This window comes from Vibrio sp. 03-59-1, assembly GCF_013114135.1.
GTDB lineage: Bacteria > Pseudomonadota > Gammaproteobacteria > Enterobacterales > Vibrionaceae > Vibrio > Vibrio cortegadensis.
Map to the genome: position 1 here is coordinate 12534 of NZ_VTYA01000003.1, position 18615 is coordinate 31148.

The 18615-nt window shown below is 43.4% G+C and carries 18 protein-coding genes; 9 read left to right on the plus strand and 9 right to left on the minus strand.

The genetic code is table 11. The features are described from left to right. Positions 1–67: 67 nt before the first annotated feature. Positions 68–862: an inner membrane protein YpjD gene (locus F0249_RS03575; protein ID WP_171755913.1), complete on the minus strand. Its 795-nt coding sequence runs from the start codon at positions 860–862 to the stop codon at positions 68–70. Positions 863–1068: 206 nt separating this feature from the next. Between F0249_RS03575 and ffh the strand changes: the two genes are divergently transcribed. The 5 genes from ffh (at position 1069) to rplS (ending at position 4661) form a co-directional block, all read left to right on the plus strand. Next, entirely contained in the window at positions 1069–2442 is a 1374-nt protein-coding gene (gene ffh / locus F0249_RS03580; RefSeq protein WP_171755914.1) for a signal recognition particle protein, read from the plus strand. 206 nt (positions 2443–2648) lie between these two features. Continuing rightward, positions 2649–2897, plus strand: a complete 249-nt coding sequence (gene rpsP / locus F0249_RS03585) for a 30S ribosomal protein S16 (RefSeq protein WP_113799271.1) — start codon at positions 2649–2651, stop codon at positions 2895–2897. Between the two features lie 25 nt (positions 2898–2922). Then, positions 2923–3477 carry a ribosome maturation factor RimM gene (gene rimM, locus F0249_RS03590; RefSeq protein WP_113799269.1) on the plus strand — a complete coding sequence of 185 codons (555 nt, stop codon included), beginning with the start codon at positions 2923–2925 and terminating at the stop codon, positions 3475–3477. 30 nt (positions 3478–3507) lie between these two features. Beyond that, positions 3508–4266, plus strand: a complete 759-nt coding sequence (gene trmD / locus F0249_RS03595; protein ID WP_113799267.1) for a tRNA (guanosine(37)-N1)-methyltransferase TrmD — start codon at positions 3508–3510, stop codon at positions 4264–4266. Between the two features lie 41 nt (positions 4267–4307). After that, the gene (rplS, locus tag F0249_RS03600; protein WP_113799265.1) at positions 4308–4661 is read left to right on the plus strand and encodes a 50S ribosomal protein L19; all 354 of its coding nucleotides are present in this window, start codon (positions 4308–4310) and stop codon (positions 4659–4661) included. Between the two features lie 114 nt (positions 4662–4775). Here the strand turns inward: rplS and yacG are convergent, their stop codons facing one another. The 8 genes from yacG to nadC all read right to left on the minus strand — a co-directional run bounded on the left by yacG (position 4776) and on the right by nadC (position 12008). Then, entirely contained in the window at positions 4776–4973 is a 198-nt protein-coding gene (gene yacG / locus F0249_RS03605) for a DNA gyrase inhibitor YacG (RefSeq protein ID WP_017054173.1), read from the minus strand. A gap of 34 nt (positions 4974–5007) precedes the next feature. After that, positions 5008–5748, minus strand: coding sequence for a cell division protein ZapD (gene zapD / locus F0249_RS03610; RefSeq protein WP_017054172.1), 741 nt, complete (start codon positions 5746–5748; stop codon positions 5008–5010). Positions 5749–5775: 27 nt separating this feature from the next. Beyond that, complete coding sequence (gene coaE, locus F0249_RS03615) at positions 5776–6390, minus strand: dephospho-CoA kinase (RefSeq protein ID WP_017054171.1); 615 nt, start codon at positions 6388–6390, stop codon at positions 5776–5778. A 1-nt stretch (position 6391) separates the two neighbouring features. Next, a complete protein-coding gene (locus tag F0249_RS03620; RefSeq protein WP_171755915.1) occupies positions 6392–7261 on the minus strand; it encodes an A24 family peptidase in 870 nt (289 codons plus the stop codon). A 95-nt stretch (positions 7262–7356) separates the two neighbouring features. Further along, positions 7357–8583, minus strand: coding sequence for a type II secretion system F family protein (locus F0249_RS03625; protein WP_171755916.1), 1227 nt, complete (start codon positions 8581–8583; stop codon positions 7357–7359). 136 nt (positions 8584–8719) lie between these two features. After that, on the minus strand, positions 8720–10399 hold the full coding sequence (pilB, locus tag F0249_RS03630) for a type IV-A pilus assembly ATPase PilB (RefSeq protein WP_171755917.1): 1680 nt from the start codon (positions 10397–10399) through the stop codon (positions 8720–8722). A 6-nt stretch (positions 10400–10405) separates the two neighbouring features. Then, on the minus strand, positions 10406–10861 hold the full coding sequence (locus tag F0249_RS03635; RefSeq protein WP_136995576.1) for a pilin: 456 nt from the start codon (positions 10859–10861) through the stop codon (positions 10406–10408). Positions 10862–11117: 256 nt separating this feature from the next. Further along, positions 11118–12008: a carboxylating nicotinate-nucleotide diphosphorylase gene (gene nadC, locus F0249_RS03640; RefSeq protein ID WP_136995575.1), complete on the minus strand. Its 891-nt coding sequence runs from the start codon at positions 12006–12008 to the stop codon at positions 11118–11120. A 139-nt stretch (positions 12009–12147) separates the two neighbouring features. On the opposite strand from nadC, the gene ampD reads away from it, so the two are divergent. From ampD to aceF, 4 genes are all read left to right on the plus strand, one after another. Next, positions 12148–12696: a 1,6-anhydro-N-acetylmuramyl-L-alanine amidase AmpD gene (gene ampD / locus F0249_RS03645; protein ID WP_136995600.1), complete on the plus strand. Its 549-nt coding sequence runs from the start codon at positions 12148–12150 to the stop codon at positions 12694–12696. A gap of 467 nt (positions 12697–13163) precedes the next feature. Beyond that, positions 13164–13931: a pyruvate dehydrogenase complex transcriptional repressor PdhR gene (pdhR, locus tag F0249_RS03650; RefSeq protein ID WP_017054164.1), complete on the plus strand. Its 768-nt coding sequence runs from the start codon at positions 13164–13166 to the stop codon at positions 13929–13931. Positions 13932–13987: 56 nt separating this feature from the next. Further along, positions 13988–16651 (plus strand): pyruvate dehydrogenase (acetyl-transferring), homodimeric type, encoded by a 2664-nt coding sequence (aceE, locus tag F0249_RS03655; RefSeq protein WP_017054163.1) that lies wholly within the window; start codon positions 13988–13990, stop codon positions 16649–16651. A gap of 29 nt (positions 16652–16680) precedes the next feature. Continuing rightward, on the plus strand, positions 16681–18570 hold the full coding sequence (aceF, locus tag F0249_RS03660) for a pyruvate dehydrogenase complex dihydrolipoyllysine-residue acetyltransferase (protein WP_171755918.1): 1890 nt from the start codon (positions 16681–16683) through the stop codon (positions 18568–18570). The last annotated feature ends 45 nt before the right edge of the window (positions 18571–18615 follow it).

Here is an 18615-nt window from a genome sequence, read left to right on the forward strand (position 1 = left end):
GATTTTTTGATAAAACAAAGGTGCAATCAATGCACCTTCATTCAATGATATTAGGCACCGTAATGCACTAGTTTAAAATGATTTCTCGCACGAATCGGCTACCAAAATAGGCAAGAGTTAGCAAAGTGGCACCAGCAACGGCAAACCAAGTGACTTTCCTTCCGCGCCATCCTTTATGGTAGTGACCCCATAAAAGTACAGAGTAAATAATCCAAGCAATAAAAGAGAGAATACCTTTATGCGCTTTCCCTTGAGCAAACATATCTTGTACGAACACAAAACCAGTGATTAAGGTTCCGGTTAATAATGCTGTTCCAATTAAAATGATCTTGAAAAGTTGTCTTTCAACCATCATTAAAGGCGGAAGGTTTGGATTAATAGACAGTGCTTTCTTATTTTTCAGTTTGTAATCTAACCAGGCTAATTGAAGTGCATATAAAGCACCAATGGTTAGAGTTGAATAAGAAAATAGAGCAAAAGAGATATGAATCAGTAGTTTTGGATCATTTTCAAGGTGGGTAACAAAGGTGCTTGGTAAAAATGTGGCGGCACTTAAATTGATAGCAGCAAAACTATAAACCACAGGTAATAAGAACCACAGGCGGGTTTTTAGCATGGCAGCACTCATGACCACTGAGATAATAAAGCTTATCAAAGAGGCAACGTTGAGAATACTTAAGTTCTGCCCTGAGCCATTCAGAATCAGATCGCTGAGTAACCAAGCATGAAAAAGCAACGCCAAAGAAGCGCTAACTAATACTGTTTTTGCTCGGATCCCGGTTTGATGTGCAAGGCCCGGTACGATCATCGCGATTGCCATCACGTAGAGAATCGCTGCAACTATAGCAATTAAGCTGTCCATGTTTCCTACAAAAATGATTGTCTAATGAAGGAATTATACCCTGCATCCGTCTATGGGGCTATGGGCTAAACCAATAGAATTGATTCTGAGCAAGTTCTCAGTTCCTAACACTACTTAAAAAGAAGCCTTCAGCAACGGGTATGACTCTTTTCATGGCTAAGGTATACTAAACGTAATACATCGCATTAATGAGCGAAGAGATAGATATGTTTGAGAATTTAACTGATCGATTATCCAAGACGCTGAAGAACATCAGCGGTAAAGGTCGACTGACCGAAGATAATATTAAAGAAACACTACGTGAAGTCCGCATGGCGCTTCTTGAGGCAGACGTTGCCCTTCCTGTTATTCGTGATTTCGTAAAGCGCGTAAAAGAAGGCGCGGTTGGAGTAGAGGTTTCTAAATCGCTCACTCCGGGTCAAGAGTTCATAAAAATAGTTCAGTCAGAGCTTGAAGCTGTGATGGGCGAATCTAATGAAGCGTTAGATTTAGCCGCTCAGCCACCAGCCGTCATTTTAATGGCAGGCTTACAAGGTGCAGGTAAAACCACCAGTGTGGCTAAGCTGTCGAAGTTACTGACAGAAAGAGATAAGAAGAAAGTGCTTGTGGTTTCTGCCGATGTATATCGTCCGGCAGCGATCAAACAACTTGAAACACTTGCGGGTGAAGTAGGTGTTGATTTCTTCCCATCATCGGCAGATCAAAAACCATTGGTTATTGCTAATGCTGCTATTGATCATGCGAAGAAGAAATTCTATGACGTACTAATTGTCGATACCGCAGGTCGCCTTGCTATCGATGAAGATATGATGTCAGAGATTCAAGATCTGCATACAGCCATCACTCCGGTAGAAACTCTATTTGTTGTTGATGCAATGACCGGTCAAGATGCGGCAAACACCGCGAAAGCCTTTGGTGATGCACTTCCTCTTACTGGTGTGATTCTGACTAAAGTCGATGGTGATGCGCGTGGTGGTGCTGCTTTATCGGTGCGTCATATCACAGGTAAACCGATTAAATTCTTAGGTGTAGGTGAAAAAACTGATGCTTTAGAACCATTCCACCCTGAGCGTGTTGCATCACGTATCCTTGGAATGGGTGACGTATTGTCACTGATCGAAGACTTACAGCGTAATGTCGATACAGAAAAAGCTGAAAAGTTAGCGAAGAAGTTTAAAGAAAAGAAAGGCTTTGATTTAGAAGATTTCCGTGAACAGCTTGGTCAGATGCAAAATATGGGCGGCATGATGGGGATGATGGATAAGCTCCCTGGAATGAGTAACCTGCCAGATAACATCAAAGATAAAGTTGATGACAAAATGTTTAAGCAGATGGAAGCGATCATTAGCTCTATGACAATGAAAGAGCGCCTGCACCCTGAATTGATCAAAGGATCGCGTAAAAAACGTATTGCGGCAGGTTCTGGTACTCAAGTGCAAGATGTTAACCGTCTACTTAAACAGTTCACCCAAATGCAGAAAATGATGAAAAAAATGCAGAAGGGTGGAATGAAAGGAATGATGCGCAACATGCAAGGCATGATGGGCGGCATGGGAGGAATGGGTGGCTTCGGAAGATAATTCTGTCGCCTAATTTATCAATCTGTTAGCTCTGTCACAGAAAGTTTACGAACTCGATAGTGGCGAAAAAATAACTAAAGCCCTTGCATTGACTCTGAATAAGAGTAAAATTCCGGGGCTTTAATTTGGCACGAGACCCCAAGCTATTTCGTTAAGAAAATGGTTATTGGGGTTAATTTTATTTTTAAGAAAGCAAAGAGGACGATATGGTTACCATTCGTTTGGCACGTCACGGCGCGAAGAAGCGTCCATTTTATCAAATCGTAGTAGCGGACAGCCGTAATTCTGTAACTGGCCGTTTCATCGAGAAAGTAGGTTTCTTTAACCCTACTGCAACTGGCCAAGAAGAAGGCCTACGTTTAGATCTAGATCGCGTTAACCACTGGGTTGGTCAAGGTGCATCTCTATCTGACCGTGTTGCTAAGCTAGTTAAAGACGCTCAAAAAGCGGCTTAATTCTTTATTTATAGAGAAATAGCTTATGTCGATGAAGGATAAAGAATCAATGAGTGAGCAAAACGAAAGAATTGTGGTGGGTAAACTTGGGTCTACTTACGGCATTCGTGGCTGGCTTAAAGTATTCTCCTACACAGACAATGCTGAAAGTATTTTTGATTATGCTCCTTGGTATTTAAACCAAAAGGGCAAATGGGTTGAGTACAAAGTAGAAAGCTGGAAACGTCATGGTCAAGGCTATGTATGTAAACTAGCAGGGTTAGAAGTTCGTGAAGAAGCGCAACTGATGACTAATTTCGAAATTGCTATTGACCCAGCCTCATTACCAGAGTTGTCAGAAGAAGAATTCTACTGGCGTGAATTGTTTGGTATGCAAGTCGTAACCACTAAGGGATATTCTCTTGGTGAGGTCACTGACCTATTAGAGACGGGCTCCAACGATGTTCTTGTAGTGAAAGCTAATCTTAAAGATGCTTTTGGCCAAAAGGAACGGTTAATCCCGTACCTTGAAGAGCAAGTGATCAAAAATGTTGATCGCGAAGCTCGCCGGATCGAAGTTGACTGGGATCCTGGTTTCTAACTCCTTATAACGTATAGAGCGAGAGAACACATGTGGGTTGGCATTATTAGCCTATTTCCTGAAATGTTCCGTTCAGTTACCGACTTCGGAGTAACAGGTCAAGCGGTAAAAAAAGGTCTTTTGTCTATTGAGACTTGGAATCCTCGTGATTTCACTCATGACAAACATCGCACTGTTGATGACAGACCTTACGGTGGTGGTCCTGGCATGTTAATGATGGTTCAGCCTTTGCGCGATGCTATCCAAACAGCTAAGAAATCATCTCCGGGAAAGACGAAAGTGATTTACCTTTCTCCTCAAGGTCGAAAACTCGACCAACAGGGAGTTGAAGAATTGGCAACAAGTGAGAACTTGCTTCTTATTTGTGGTCGATACGAAGGGGTAGATGAGCGCATTATTCAATCCGAAGTTGACGAAGAATGGTCAATTGGTGATTTTGTAATGACAGGGGGCGAACTGCCTGCCATGACGTTAATTGACTCTGTATCTCGGTTTATTCCAGGGGTATTAGGGGATTTTGCTTCAGCAGAAGAGGATTCTTTTGCAAATGGCTTGTTAGATTGTCCACATTACACGCGTCCTGAAGTGTTGGATGGAGCAGAAGTACCAGTGGTACTGAAATCCGGAAATCACCAAGACATTCGTCGCTGGCGATTGAAACAATCGTTAGGCCGTACTTGGCTTAGAAGACCAGAGCTTCTGGAAAACCTAGCTCTGACTGACGAACAGGAACAATTACTGGCTGAATTCGTAAAAGAGCAACGTCTCTCAACGAAAAGCAAGCAGTAACCTATTAAATTTAGTATCAGTTTATTCTAGGGTATTTACAAATGAGTAATATCATCAACGCTCTTGAGCAAGAGCAAATGAAATCAGACCTTCCTAAATTCGCACCAGGTGATACTGTTGTAGTTAAGGTTAAGGTAAAAGAAGGTGACCGTGAGCGTCTACAAGCGTTCGAAGGTGTTGTGATCGCTATTCGTAACCGTGGTCTACACTCTGCATTTACAGTTCGTAAAATCTCGAACGGTGAAGGCGTAGAGCGTACATTCCAAACTCACTCACCAATTGTTGACGGCATCGAAGTTAAACGCCGTGGTGCAGTACGTCGTGCCAAGTTGTACTACCTACGTGAGCGTTCTGGTAAGTCTGCTCGTATTAGAGAGAAACTTGCTAAGAAGTAATTCTTTTTGCATTCTCATAATAAAAGCGGAGCCTCATGGCTCCGCTTTTTTGTTTCTGAATCATGGCATTTATTGGGTGATGCTAGCTAAATCGATAAGTTGCCATCCAGTGGATTAATAAGGATCTTCAGACCAGCCATCAGAATCGGACATATCTGGTGCGCCTGGAATTGAATTTTCTTCGTCCGCCCACTCTCCAAAATCAATCATTTGACACTGCTTGCTACAGAAAGGACGATGAGGGCTTTGCTCTCCCCATTCTACGTCAGCTTCACATTGGGGGCATTTTACGATGGTTGGTTTGTTCGACATCTTTCTTCCTGATCTGAGAGTTTAGTATTTAACTCTAACTACAAATTGCTAACTCAAATTCTACGTCTTGAGTGCCTGCTTGACCAGTTTCAAATGACATAAACTTAATCGCGAAACGGTTCTTGTGGCCAGAAATCATTGGATAGACACCATAATCGAGCGGAATAGACAGGCGCAGGATATTGGCTTCTTCAGCATCACTTTGGAAAAAACCACTACGAGCAATTTGCGGTTTAAAATGACCAGTCTCACGGGTTAGCTTTAACCACAAGCTGAGTGCGTCGGAAAGAGGTCGCAATGTACTCGTCCAAAGCTTTGCGTCTCTGGTTTTTTTATCTAAAGGAAGGTGAAGCCAGTAATGCAGTGCCGGAAGATCAAAACAGCACGAACCACCCGGAAGGTTAAAGCGTTGGCGAATTGCACTTAGGAAGCGTTCTTCTTTTAGAGATTGTCCAAAGCGTTCAGCGGCCATCAAGTTGCGATGGATACTATCCACCTCTTTTAAAACGCTGAGTAACATTTCTTGATCAACACCATCGACGTTTAACCAGCTTTTGTAAGTTTGACGCTGCTTCTCAATATCTTTTGCAAGCTCACTTTTCAGTTGGATTTGCTCAAATATTTCAAGCAGATCGAAAAGAGAACGGAAAAACAATTGGTACTGTTGACCATCCTCAAATGTAGAAGACAGGTGCAGTTGCCTGAGGAGAGATTCTACTCTCAGGTAAATACGAGTCTTTTCATTTAATGGGTGTTCAAATCTGTGGGTGGTCATCTAACTAAGCCTTAGGTCTGTTCCGTTCTATTTTGACTGATTTTCTCTACAAATAGCCAGATACTTTTGGTGTAATTCTGTGACTTGAGACAAAATTCCCCCGTTTTTCGTATCATTTTTAACCACGTCATCAGCAAACTGCAATCGTTGCTGCCTGGTCGCTTGTGATTTCAAGATAGATTCAGCTTGCTGGAGTGACACATTGTCTCTTGAAATGGTTCGCTCTAGCTGGGTCTGTTCACTTACATCGACCACTAGGATACGATCTACCATTGACTGAAGCTTGTTTTCGATGAGCAGTGGAGCAACAAGTAATGCATAAGGGGAGGTGACTTGATTTAAATCCGCTAGCATCTTTTCGCGAATCATGGGATGCAGCAATTCATTCAACCAAGCTTTATCATTGGGATCGGAAAAAATCCGTTCTCTTAATCTCGCTCGGTTTAATTCGCCATTATCGAAGAGAACGTCGTAACCAAAATGTTGAGCGATCTTTTCAATACCAACAGTCCCGGGCTCAACAACTTGACGAGCGACGATATCCGCATCGACAACATCAATATTAAATTGAGAATGAAAAAGATTGGATACCGTTGTTTTACCGCTGGCGATCCCACCGGTTAAACCAATAATTAGAGCCAAATTAACCCCCTAAGATGGATGTGAGATACCAATCCATGATGTTACTGCCCCATAGCAAGCTGATCCAACCTGCGATGGCTAAATAAGGGCCAAACGGAAAAGCTTTGTCGATACCTTGCTTCTGCAGTCGAAGTTGGATTAGACCGAAAAATAGCCCGACTAGGGATGAGAGTAAAATAATGAGAGGAAGGTGCTGCCAGCCTAACCAAGCGCCAAGGGCTGCGAGAAGCTTAAAGTCACCATAACCCATCCCTTCCTTGCCTGTGAGCAGCTTAAACCCCCAGTAAACTGACCATAAGCAGAGGTAACCTGCCATCGCGCCTATGATAGCGTCTTGCAGCGATACAGGGCTGATTTGAAAAACGGATAGAGCGATACCCGCCCACATGAGTGGCAGGGTTAGTTGGTCTGGAAGCAGCATAGTATCAAGATCAATAAACGTGGCTGCAATTAATACAAAAGTGAAAAACAGTAAAGCGACCGTAAAATAACTGAAACCAAAGTGACTAGCCACAGCAAAACTCATTAACGCAGTAAGAGTTTCAACCACAGGGTAACGAGCGCTAATTGGATTTTCACAGTGGTGGCATTTCCCTTTTAGGAATAACCAACTTATGACAGGTATGTTGTCGATCAAACGTAATTGAGTTTTGCATTTAGGGCATGTCGAACGTGGAACACTTAAGTTAAATACGCCTTCAGGTTTCGGAAGATTATATTCAGGGAAAGATTCGGCACACTCTTGTTTCCATTCGCGCTCCATCATGAGAGGCAAGCGATGAATGACAACATTTAGAAAGCTACCAATGATTAAGCCAAAAATAGTTGCGAGAATAGGAAAAACCCACGGGTAGTACTCAAAAATTTCCATTTAGGATCTCAAATAGGGTGTTGTATAGGGTAAGCGTGTGGATGGGGCTAACGTATATTCTTTTGTTCACGATTATTCATCCAAGTTGGTATATCTTATCCTATAACACTCATTAAGTTAAAGATTGGTAGGTACATTGCGACCACGAGACCTCCAATTAATGTCCCTAAGAAAACGATGATCAATGGTTCTAATATTTTTCCGAGATTATCAACCGTATTGTCGACTTCAAATTCATAAATGGTCGCCACTTTGTTTAGCATATCGTCGAGTTTTCCAGATTCCTCTCCAATCATCACCATTTGCAGTACCATTTCAGGAAATGCATTGGTATTACGCATCGCAATGTACATTGGAACCCCTGACGACGTTTCTTGATGGACTTGATGAATAGCGGTTTCAAAATGAACATTACCTGCGGTTTTCGCGGTAGTTTGCAAACTTGATAGGATAGGGATTCCGGCACTGAAACTAGTCGATAGCGTTCGACTGAATTTGGCGAGAGAGGCTTTCATTACCACGCTGCCTATGATCGGAAATTTGAGCCCCCAGCGAGAGGTCATTAAGCGAAACGAAAATAGACGTTTACGCATACTTTTTATGATAATAACAGCGCCGAAAGTGAATACTACGATATATAGGCTATAAGCTTGCATCCAATGGGAAAGTCGCATCACTTGTTGGGTAAACCATGGAAGATCGGCCCCAAAACCAGAGAACATGGTTTCAAATTCAGGGATCACCATTGTTAACATCAAATACGATACGCTTAACGCGACGAACATGACCATTGTCGGGTAGATAAGCGCTTTAATCACTTTGGAACGCAGTTGTTCGCTTTTTTCTCTATAAGTGGCTAAACGTTCAAAGACTTCCGCCAAGTTTCCCGCTTGCTCACCCGTTGCAACAAGGTCTGTATAGAGTCTATCGAAGTGGTGACTGCTGGTTCTCATTACTTTTGATATTGGCGTTCCAGCTTCAACGCCTTTACTTATCTGTAGGAGAATCGATTTCATCTCTGCTTTTCGGTGATTGTCTGCTACGAGTTTGAGCGCTTGGACAATCGGCACTCCTGTGGTGAGCATGGTGGCAAGTTGGCGAGTAAGAAGAGTAATATCTCTTGGCTTGACTCGATGAGTTAATCGCGTGAGTAGAGAAACACTGCCGCGCTTTAGCTTTTTTACCTGAATATGTTGCTCTTTGAGTTTATCTCTTACTTCAAGCTCACTGAGGGCTAGCATCTGTCCTGATGTTTTTTTGCCTAAGCTATTGATGCCTTTCCAACGAAAATTTTTGAGTGGTATTGGTTTATTGTGTTTCATGGCTATTCCAATTTTCAGTGGTCTCGTATTTAGCGATTGATGGGGCGCTGGTCTCTATACCATGACCGCTCAATACAGAAGTTATGGTCGTGATAGAAAACCGGTTGAGCCTTCTTTTTCAGCGGTGCTCGTTTAATCAAAAGTAGAGCACTCGTTGTAATTCACGATAGCTAGTGATGCCTTGTTTTAATTTTTCTATCCCTGAGTTGTGTAAATTCTGCATTCCGTTCTTCTGCGCTAATTGCTCAATTTGATTAATGCTGGCTCCTTTAATCAGAGCTTCAGAAAGATCTGAGTTAAACTCCATCACTTCATAAATACCCACTCGACCAGAGTAACCGCCAGTGCATTCGCTACAACCTTTAGGATTTGCTCGATAGATACGATCTTCAGCACTTATTTCAAGGTGTAGCGGCGTATTGGTATCCGGTTGACGGCAATGCTCGCACAGCCTTCGGGCTAGACGCTGAGCAATGATCAAACTTAAAGATGAGGCGAGATTGAATGCTTCAATGCCCATATTAGTAAGCCGTATTACGGTCTCGGCTGCTGAATTGGTGTGAAGTGTGGAAAGTACCAAGTGGCCAGTTTGCGCTGCTTTCACCGCTATTTCGGCGGTTTCTAAATCACGGATCTCCCCAACCATCACCACATCAGGATCTTGACGGAGAAAAGATCGCAGAGCTTCTGCAAAGCCAAAACCAATTTTAGGTTTAACTTGAACTTGGTTGATTCCCGATAAATTGATCTCTACAGGATCTTCCGCCGTCGAAATGTTCACTTCACTGGTATTTAGAATTCTGAGTCCAGTATAGAGCGATACTGTTTTTCCACTTCCTGTTGGGCCGGTCATTAAAATCATGCCTTGCGGCTTTTTTAGGGCGTTAAGGTAGAGTTGTTTTTGTTCTGAATTATAGCCAAGCGTGTCGATATCGAGATTGGCCGCACTGCTATCGAGCAGCCGTAATACGATCTTTTCACCCCATAAGGTTGGCAAGCTAGAGACGCGGAGATCGAGGGCGTTATCTTGATTCAACCTGAGCTTGATCCGCCCATCTTGAGGCAAGCGTCGTTCTGAAATATCGAGTTTGGCGAGAATTTTTAATCGTGCTGAAAGCCTCCGGCTTAAATGACTGGCGGGTTGTTGAGTTTCAACCAAAATGCCATCGCAACGCAGACGAATGCGATAGTTGTCTTCGTAAGGTTCAAAGTGAATATCGGAGGCTTTCTTACGGACGGCATCTAATAACACTTGATTGATAAAACGGCTAACAGGGGAGTCATCTTGACTAAGGTCTTCAATATTTTCGATCTCATCTTCACTGACCTCAATTAAGTTAGCTAACTCCTCTTGGCTGATCTCTTTCTGTGTTTGTTGAGCGCCCTGGATGGAATGCCCATACAAGCGTCGAATCGCCCCTTGCAGTGTTTTAAAGTTCGCGAGCACTAACTCAACTTGGTGACCAGTCGCAAAACGAAAATCATCTTCGATTAATAAGTGAGTAGGGTCAGAAACGGCAATGGTGAGCACATGGTCATGACTAGAAATAGGCAGCGCTTGATGGCGGGTAATCAGTTCACGCAACCCCAGTTTTTGGCACAGGTCATGGTAGTCATAATGGTCAAGGTTGGTTTCAGGTAAACCAAAGATAGCGCTTAGGTGATCGGTTAGGGTATTGGCCGAAAAAAGACCGAGATCGAATAATGCCTCCGGCACCGAAAGGCCAGAAGCATTCATATGTTCAACCAGTGCTTGTTCTTGCGTCAGGCTAAGCAGGTTAGCCTGACGTAGAATAGCGGGGAGGTTGGTGAACATTTACTGTTATGCACCTGTACAAGTTTTAGGCAGCAAACGTTCAGTGGCTGCAATGCTTGATGTACAGGCCCAAGCCCCAGTGGCAGTTGTTCTCGTTAATGTTACAGTTTTTCCTGCAACTAAAGCACTAGCATCATTACCTGCAGTATCAAATGTAAATGTAATAGTGCCAGCATCGGTTTTTCCGGTAGCTTTTAAAGCTACCGTACCTAAAGGCATTGCGGGAATTCCCAAAGCTGACTCTTGTCCCGCCGCTGGAAATTGCCCTGTTTCAACGGTTGCAGCTTCTACATTAGTTTTTGCCCCAGTTAGAGTTGCAAGAACAGAAGCCACTTCACTCTTTGCTACATATTTTTGATATTGAGGTAAAGCAATTGCTGATAGAACCCCAATGACAGCTACTACAATCATCAATTCAATTAGGGTAAAACCTTTCTGTATTTTTTTCTTACTGTGTTTCATCTTGTTCTCCAAATCTCAGTCCATATTGTGGAAATCACGAATATTTGATGAGCCAGAGAATAGAATCTTGCTGGAGAGTTGAATATGCGGTGAGAGAGGGGGCGCGAGTGAGATAATGAAATTCACTCAATGATTTCATTAAAGATACAAAATTGTGAGAGTGAGTTAATAGAAAGGCATATTGTTTACTATGTTATCAATACAAAAAAGGCCGAATTAACGACCTTTTTTGTTTTATATCATCATGTTAACTTATTTATGATTGGAAGCGCATGGATAGATCCATCGCTTTTAAATGCTTGGTTAATGCCCCTACAGAAATATAATCCACACCGGTTTTTGCAAACTCACGGATGGTTTCAAGTGTTACATTGCCTGAGTTTTCTAAAGCAGCACGGCCAGCGTTGAGTTTTACCGCTTCGCGCATCATATCGGTAGTGAAATTATCCAACATGATAATATCAGCGCCCGCTTCAATGGCGTGTTTCAATTCTTCAAGGCTTTCTGTTTCGATCTCAACAGGTTTGCCAGGGTTTAGTTGTTTCGCTGTCGCTACCGCTTTTTCAATGCCACCACAGGCGATAATGTGATTCTCTTTGATCAGGTAAGCGTCAAACACCCCAATACGGTGATTAAAACCGCCACCACAAGCCACCGCATATTTTAGTGCACTACGAAGGCCAGGAATCGTCTTGCGTGTATCGAGTAGGCGGCAACCCGTCCCTTCAATCTGTTTCGCATATTCAGCCACCGTTGTTGCACAGCCAGATAACGTTTGAATAAAGTTCATTGCATTACGTTCGCCAGTTAATAACGCACGTGACGGGCCTGATAATGTGCAGAGTGTTTGGTTTGGTTCAACTTTATCGCCATCTTGAACGTGCCACTCAATCGTGACTTGACCACCAAGTTGCTTAAACACTTCATCAGCCCAAGCTTTACCACAGAATACACCGTGCTCACGAGTAATAATGGTCGCTACGTTTTGTGCATTTTCAGGGATTAAACTTGCGGTAATATCAGCGGCTGGATCTAAGGTTCCACCAAGGTCCTCTCTGATGGTATCGACGACAGAGCGAGTGATTTCTAGAGGAAGTTGCTGCTTTAAGTAGTCAAGTCGTTCTTGGCTGTTATGTGTGTTTTTCATCGCAAATCTAATATGGGAGTCGAATAGGAATGAGAATGATACTCTTGCTGAGGATGAAATTCAGCCATTAATCTCGCTTTTCATTGTCTGAAATGTAAAATCTAAGCGATCCCAGAAAAGTAGCCAAGGAATAACAGTGATGATTGATGAAAATGGTTGGTATCAATCGGCTCGTCATGTGCCATCTCCTTTTTATAATGAACGCCCTGATCCGTCAGATATTTCTCTGCTGGTGGTTCACAATATCAGTTTACCACCAGGGGAGTTTGGTGGGCCTTATATCGAACAGTTTTTTATGGGTAAACTTGATGCAAACGAACATCCTTTCTTCGCTGTGATTCATAACATGCAGGTGTCTGCTCATTGTCTCATTCGCAGAGACGGTGAAATCGTGCAATTTGTGCCCTTTACTGCTCGAGCATGGCACGCTGGACAATCCAGCTTTTCAGGACGGACAGGATGCAATGATTATTCGATTGGCATTGAGCTTGAAGGTACTGATTACGATGCTTATACCGATGAGCAATACCAATCGCTGCAACTATTGTCTGAGGCGTTGATGAATGCCTACCCAAGGATTACTCTTCCCCGAATTACCGGACATCAATACATTGCGCCCTTAAGGAAAACGGATCCCGGTTTATGTTTTGATTGGCGACGGTTTCGAAAAAGCCTACCAGCAGTTTAAAAATATGTAAGATAAATGTTGGAATTTATCTTTTCTCTTTAGATTGTGAACTTGCGCTAATTTCGCTGTTTTTTGAGAAGCCGCGCACTTTTTCTAGATTTTCATTTTATTTAAAACTTTCGAGGTGTTTTTACCTCTTTGTGAGTATTTGTTAATTGATAAAAAACTCATAATTGTACCAATGAGGAAAATCCCCCCTCCTTTTTATTCATATTTCATCACAAATGAATCTAATAAGACGAATACCACCTAGCACGTCACCTCCCCACTCGTATCTTTTCTGTAAATGGTAAGACCAATTCCTTTATTGTTTTAAAGTTAATTTGTTAAATTGCGGTTAATCCGTGCTGTGTTCTATGATTTAGGTCAATTTTCAACTGGACAGTGTCGTTTTAATTATGTTAATTTCTTGCCCAACTTGAAATTGGTATTACCAATTGACTGCATAGAGTAGAAGAACAATAAATATGGCTTATCAAAGGATTCGTCAGCCTAAACTTTCTGATGTTATTGAGCAGGAACTAGAAAGGCTGATAGTGGAAGGAACACTGGCTCCAGGGCAGCAACTGCCACCAGAGCGCGAGCTGGCTAAACAGTTCGACGTGTCTCGTCCTTCGATCCGTGAAGCGATACAGCGCTTAGAAGCCAAACGACTGTTAACACGCCGTCAAGGTGGTGGAACATTTGTTAGTGAAGGTATCTGGAAAAGCTTTTCTGATCCTTTACTTGATTTATTGTCGAATCATTCTGAAACTCAACTTGATGTGTTGGAATCACGTCATGCGATGGAAGGAATATCCGCTTATTTTGCAGCCTTACGTGGTACTGATGAAGATTTTGCTCGCATTCAAGCGTGCCAGGAACAAATACATGCAGCGCAAGATAAAGCTGATGTAGAACAAGAATCTGCTGCGGTAATGGCATTTTTAGTAGCGCTTACAGAAGCGGCCCATAATGTGGTTTTGCTGCATATTGTTCGAAGCCTTGCACCTTTGCTTGAGCAAAACGTTTTACAAAATTTAAAGCTATTACATCGCCGCAAAGACGTGGTGGATAGAGTGAGTATACACAGGGCTAATATTGTTGATGCGATCGTTTCTGGACAGCCTGAGAAGGCGCGAGAAATGTCACACTCCCATTTAGCTTACATTGAAGAAACATTGTTGGATTTGACAAAAGAGGAGTCGCGACGCGAACGATCTTTACGTCGAATTCAACAGGGTGGTGATTCGTAATTAAGCGAGTTACTGCGTGTTTAGTAGAATCCAACTAACAAAAAGGATAGACCGCCATGTCTGACATGAAGCATGACGTTGATGCACTGGAAACTCAAGATTGGCTAGAAGCGCTTGAGTCAGTAGTACGCGAAGAAGGCGTAGAACGTGCACAATATTTACTAGAGCAAGTTCTAGATAAAGCACGTTTAGATGGTGTTGATATGCCAACAGGTATTAACACTAACTACATCAACACCATTCCAGCAACACAAGAGCCAGCTTACCCAGGTGATGTGACTCTTGAGCGTCGTATTCGTTCGATCATTCGTTGGAATGCCATCATGATCGTATTGCGTGCTTCGAAAAAAGATTTGGACTTGGGCGGCCACATGGCGTCTTACCAATCTGCTGCGGCGTTCTATGAAGTTTGTTTTAACCACTTCTTCCGCGCTCCAAACGAGACAGATGGCGGCGATCTAGTTTATTACCAAGGTCACATCTCTCCAGGTATCTACTCTCGTGCATTCGTTGAAGGTCGTCTGACTGAAGAGCAGTTAGATAACTTCCGTCAAGAAGTGGATGGTAAAGGTATCCCTTCTTACCCGCACCCTAAACTAATGCCTGAATTCTGGCAGTTCCCAACGGTATCTATGGGTCTTGGCCCTATTTCTGCTATCTATCAAGCTCGCTTCCTTAAGTATCTTGAAGGTCGTGGCATGAAAGAGACTGGCGCTCAACGTGTTTACGCTTTCCTAGGTGATGGCGAAATGGATGAGCCAGAATCACGTGGTGCGATCTCTTTCGCTGCTCGTGAAAAACTGGATAACCTATGTTTCCTAATCAACTGTAACCTACAGCGTTTAGATGGCCCTGTAATGGGTAACGGTAGCATCATCCAAGAACTTGAAGGCCTATTTAAAGGCGCAGGTTGGAACGTTGTTAAAGTAATCTGGGGCAGCAACTGGGATTCTCTACTAGCTAAAGACACATCTGGTAAGCTTCTTCAGTTAATGAATGAAACTATCGACGGTGACTACCAAACATTTAAATCTAAAGATGGCGCTTATGTACGTGAGCACTTCTTTGGTAAGTACCCAGAAACAGCTGCACTCGTTGCAGACATGACTGATGATGAAATCTTCGCGCTTAAGCGTGGTGGTCATGATTCTTCTAAACTGTTCGCTGCATTCAACAATGCAAAAGAAACAGGTGGTAAGCCAACTGTAATCCTAGCTAAGACAGTTAAAGGTTACGGCATGGGTGATGCAGCTGAAGGCAAAAACATTGCACACGGTGTTAAGAAAATGGACATGACTCATGTTCAACACCTACGTGATCGTTTAGGTCTAGAAGACATTCTTTCTGATGAGAAAATCAAAGAGCTTCCTTACCTGAAACTGGAAGAAGGTTCTGCTGAATATGAGTACATGCATGCGCGTCGTAATGCACTGCACGGTTACACGCCTAAGCGTCTACCTAAGTTTACTCAAGAATTTAAAGTGCCTGAGCTTGATGCATTTGCCCCTCTACTTGGTGAGCAAAAGCGTGATATCTCAACCACAATGGCTTATGTACGTACGCTAAACATCCTTCTTAAAGATAAGAACATTGGTAAGAACATCGTTCCTATCATCTGTGATGAAGCTCGTACCTTTGGTATGGAAGGTCTATTCCGTCAGGTTGGTATCTACAACCCGCACGGTCAAGACTACACGCCTGAAGATAAAGGCATCGTTTCTTACTACAAAGAAGCAACGTCTGGTCAAGTTCTTCAAGAAGGTATCAATGAGCTAGGTTCTATGGCTTCATGGGTTGCTGCGGCAACGTCATACAGCACGAACGATCTACCAATGATCCCGTTCTACATCTACTACTCAATGTTCGGTTTCCAACGTATTGGTGACATGGCATGGCTAGCTGGTGACCAACAAGCTCGTGGCTTCCTACTAGGTGCTACAGCGGGTCGTACAACGCTAAACGGTGAAGGTCTACAGCACGAAGATGGTCACTCGCACATCATGGCGAACACAGTACCGAACTGTATCTCTTACGACCCAACGTTCGCTTACGAGCTAGCAGTAATCATGCAAGATGGTATTCGTCGCATGTACGGCCCTGAGCAAGAGAACGTTTACTACTACCTAACCGTAATGAACGAGAACTACGCAATGCCAGCAATGCCAGAAGGCGCTGAAGAAGGCATTCGTAAAGGTATTTACAAGCTTGAATCTCACGCTGGTGCTAAAGGTAAAGTTCAATTAATGAGCTCTGGCACCATCATGAATGAAGTACGTAAAGCAGCACAAATCCTAAGTGAAGACTATGGCGTAGCGTCTGATATCTTCTCTGTAACATCGTTCAACGAACTTACTCGTGACGGTCAAGATGCAGAGCGTTACAACATGCTACACCCAGAAGCGGAAGCGAAAGTACCATACATCACAACGGTTCTTGGCAATGAGCCAGCAATCGCTGCGACGGATTACATGAAGAACTACGCTGAGCAAGTACGTGCATTTATGCCTACAGAGTCTTACAAAGTTCTTGGTACTGATGGCTTTGGTCGTTCAGACAGCCGTGAGAACCTACGTCGTCACTTTGAAGTTAATGCTGGCTACGTAGTCGTTGCTGCTCTAACTGAACTTGTGAAACGTGGTGATGTTGAAAAATCAGTAGTGGTAGACGCTATTGCTAAGTTCGGCATCGACGCAGACAAAATTAACCCACAATACGCTTAATACAGCGCTTAATAGAAGGTAAATAAGCAATGGCAATCGAAATTAATGTACCTGACATTGGTGCGGATGAGGTTGAAGTTACTGAGATTCTTGTAAGCGTTGGCGACAAGGTTGAAGAAGAGCAGTCTCTGATCACGGTTGAAGGCGATAAAGCTTCTATGGAAGTTCCAGCGTCTCAAGCAGGTATTGTTAAAGAGATCAAAGTTGCAGAAGGCGATTCTGTTTCTACTGGTTCTCTAATTATGCTGTTCGTTGAAGAAAGTGGCGAAGCGGAAGGTGCAGCAGTACCGGCTGCTCCTGCAGTTGAAGCGGCTCCTGTAGCTGCGCCTGCATCAGTTGCTGAGCTTAAAGAAGTTCACGTTCCTGACATTGGCGGTGATGAAGTTGAAGTCACTGAAATCATGGTTGCAGTTGGCGACGCAGTTGAAGAAGAGCAATCTCTCCTTACTGTTGAAGGTGATAAGGCTTCAATGGAAGTTCCTGCACCATTCGCTGGTATCGTTAAAGAAATCAAAACCGCTTCTGGTGATTCAGTGTCTACTGGTTCTCTAGTCATGATCTTTGAAGTTACAGGCTCTGCGCCAGCAACTCCAGCAGTTGAAGCGGCGGCACCAGTGGCAGCGGCTCCTGCGGCATCTGCTGAGAAAGAAGTGAACGTTCCTGATATCGGTGGTGACGAAGTAGAAGTTACTGAGGTTATGGTTAAAGTTGGCGATACAGTAGAAGAAGAGCAATCTCTAATCACTGTAGAAGGCGACAAAGCTTCTATGGAAGTGCCTGCACCATTCGCTGGTACAGTTAAAGAGATCAAGATTGCTGAAGGCGATTCAGTAACCACTGGTTCTCTAATCATGACGTTTGTTGTTGAAGGGGCAGCGCCTGTTGCTTCTCAAGCGGCGGCTCCAGTAGCTCAAGCGCCATCAGCACCTGCGGCTCCTGCTGCTAAAGTTGAAGCACCAGCTGCTGGTGATTTCCAAGAGAATAATGACTACGCACATGCTTCACCAGTTGTTCGTCGTTTAGCGCGTGAATTTGGTGTTAACCTGACTAAAGTTAAAGGTACAGGCCGTAAGAGCCGTATCTTGAAAGAAGATGTACAGAGCTTCGTTAAGGAAGCGCTTAAGCGTCTTGAGTCTGGTGCTGCGGCTTCTGCGAAAGGCGGTGACGGCTCTGCACTTGGTCTTCTGCCTTGGCCAAAAGTGGATTTCAGCAAGTTCGGTGAAACTGAAGTTCAGAAGCTTTCTAAGATTAAGAAGATCTCAGGTGCTAACCTACATCGTAACTGGGTAATGATCCCTCACGTTACACAGTGGGATAACGCTGATATCACTGAGCTTGAAGCGTTCCGTAAAGAACAGAATGCAATCGAAGCGAAGAAAGACACAGGCATGAAGATCACGCCACTTGTGTTCATCATGAAAGCGGTAGCTAAAGCATTAGAAGCGTTCCCAGCGTTTAACTCTTCTATTTCTGAAGATGGTGAAAGCATCATCCTTAAGAAATACGTAAACGTAGGTATTGCGGTTGATACGCCTAATGGCCTAGTTGTTCCAGTCTTTAAAGATGTGAACAAAAAAGGTATTTACGAGCTATCTGAAGAGCTAATGGCTATTTCGAAGAAAGCACGTGCAGGTAAGCTTACTGCTGCTGATATGCAAGGCGGTTGTTTCACAATCTCAAGCCTTGGCGGTATTGGTGGCACAGCATTTACACCAATCGTAAATGCGCCAGAAGTGGGTATCCTTGGTGTATCTAAATCTGAAATCAAACCAGTATGGAATGGTAAAGATTTTGAACCTCGCTTACAGCTTCCTCTTTCTCTGTCGTACGATCACCGAGTGATCGATGGCGCAGAAGGTGCGCGATTCATTACTTTCTTAAATAGTGCATTGTCAGACATTCGTCGCCTAGTACTTTAGAAAGCAATTATTAAGGTGACTTTCGGGTCACCTTAATTTTTAACA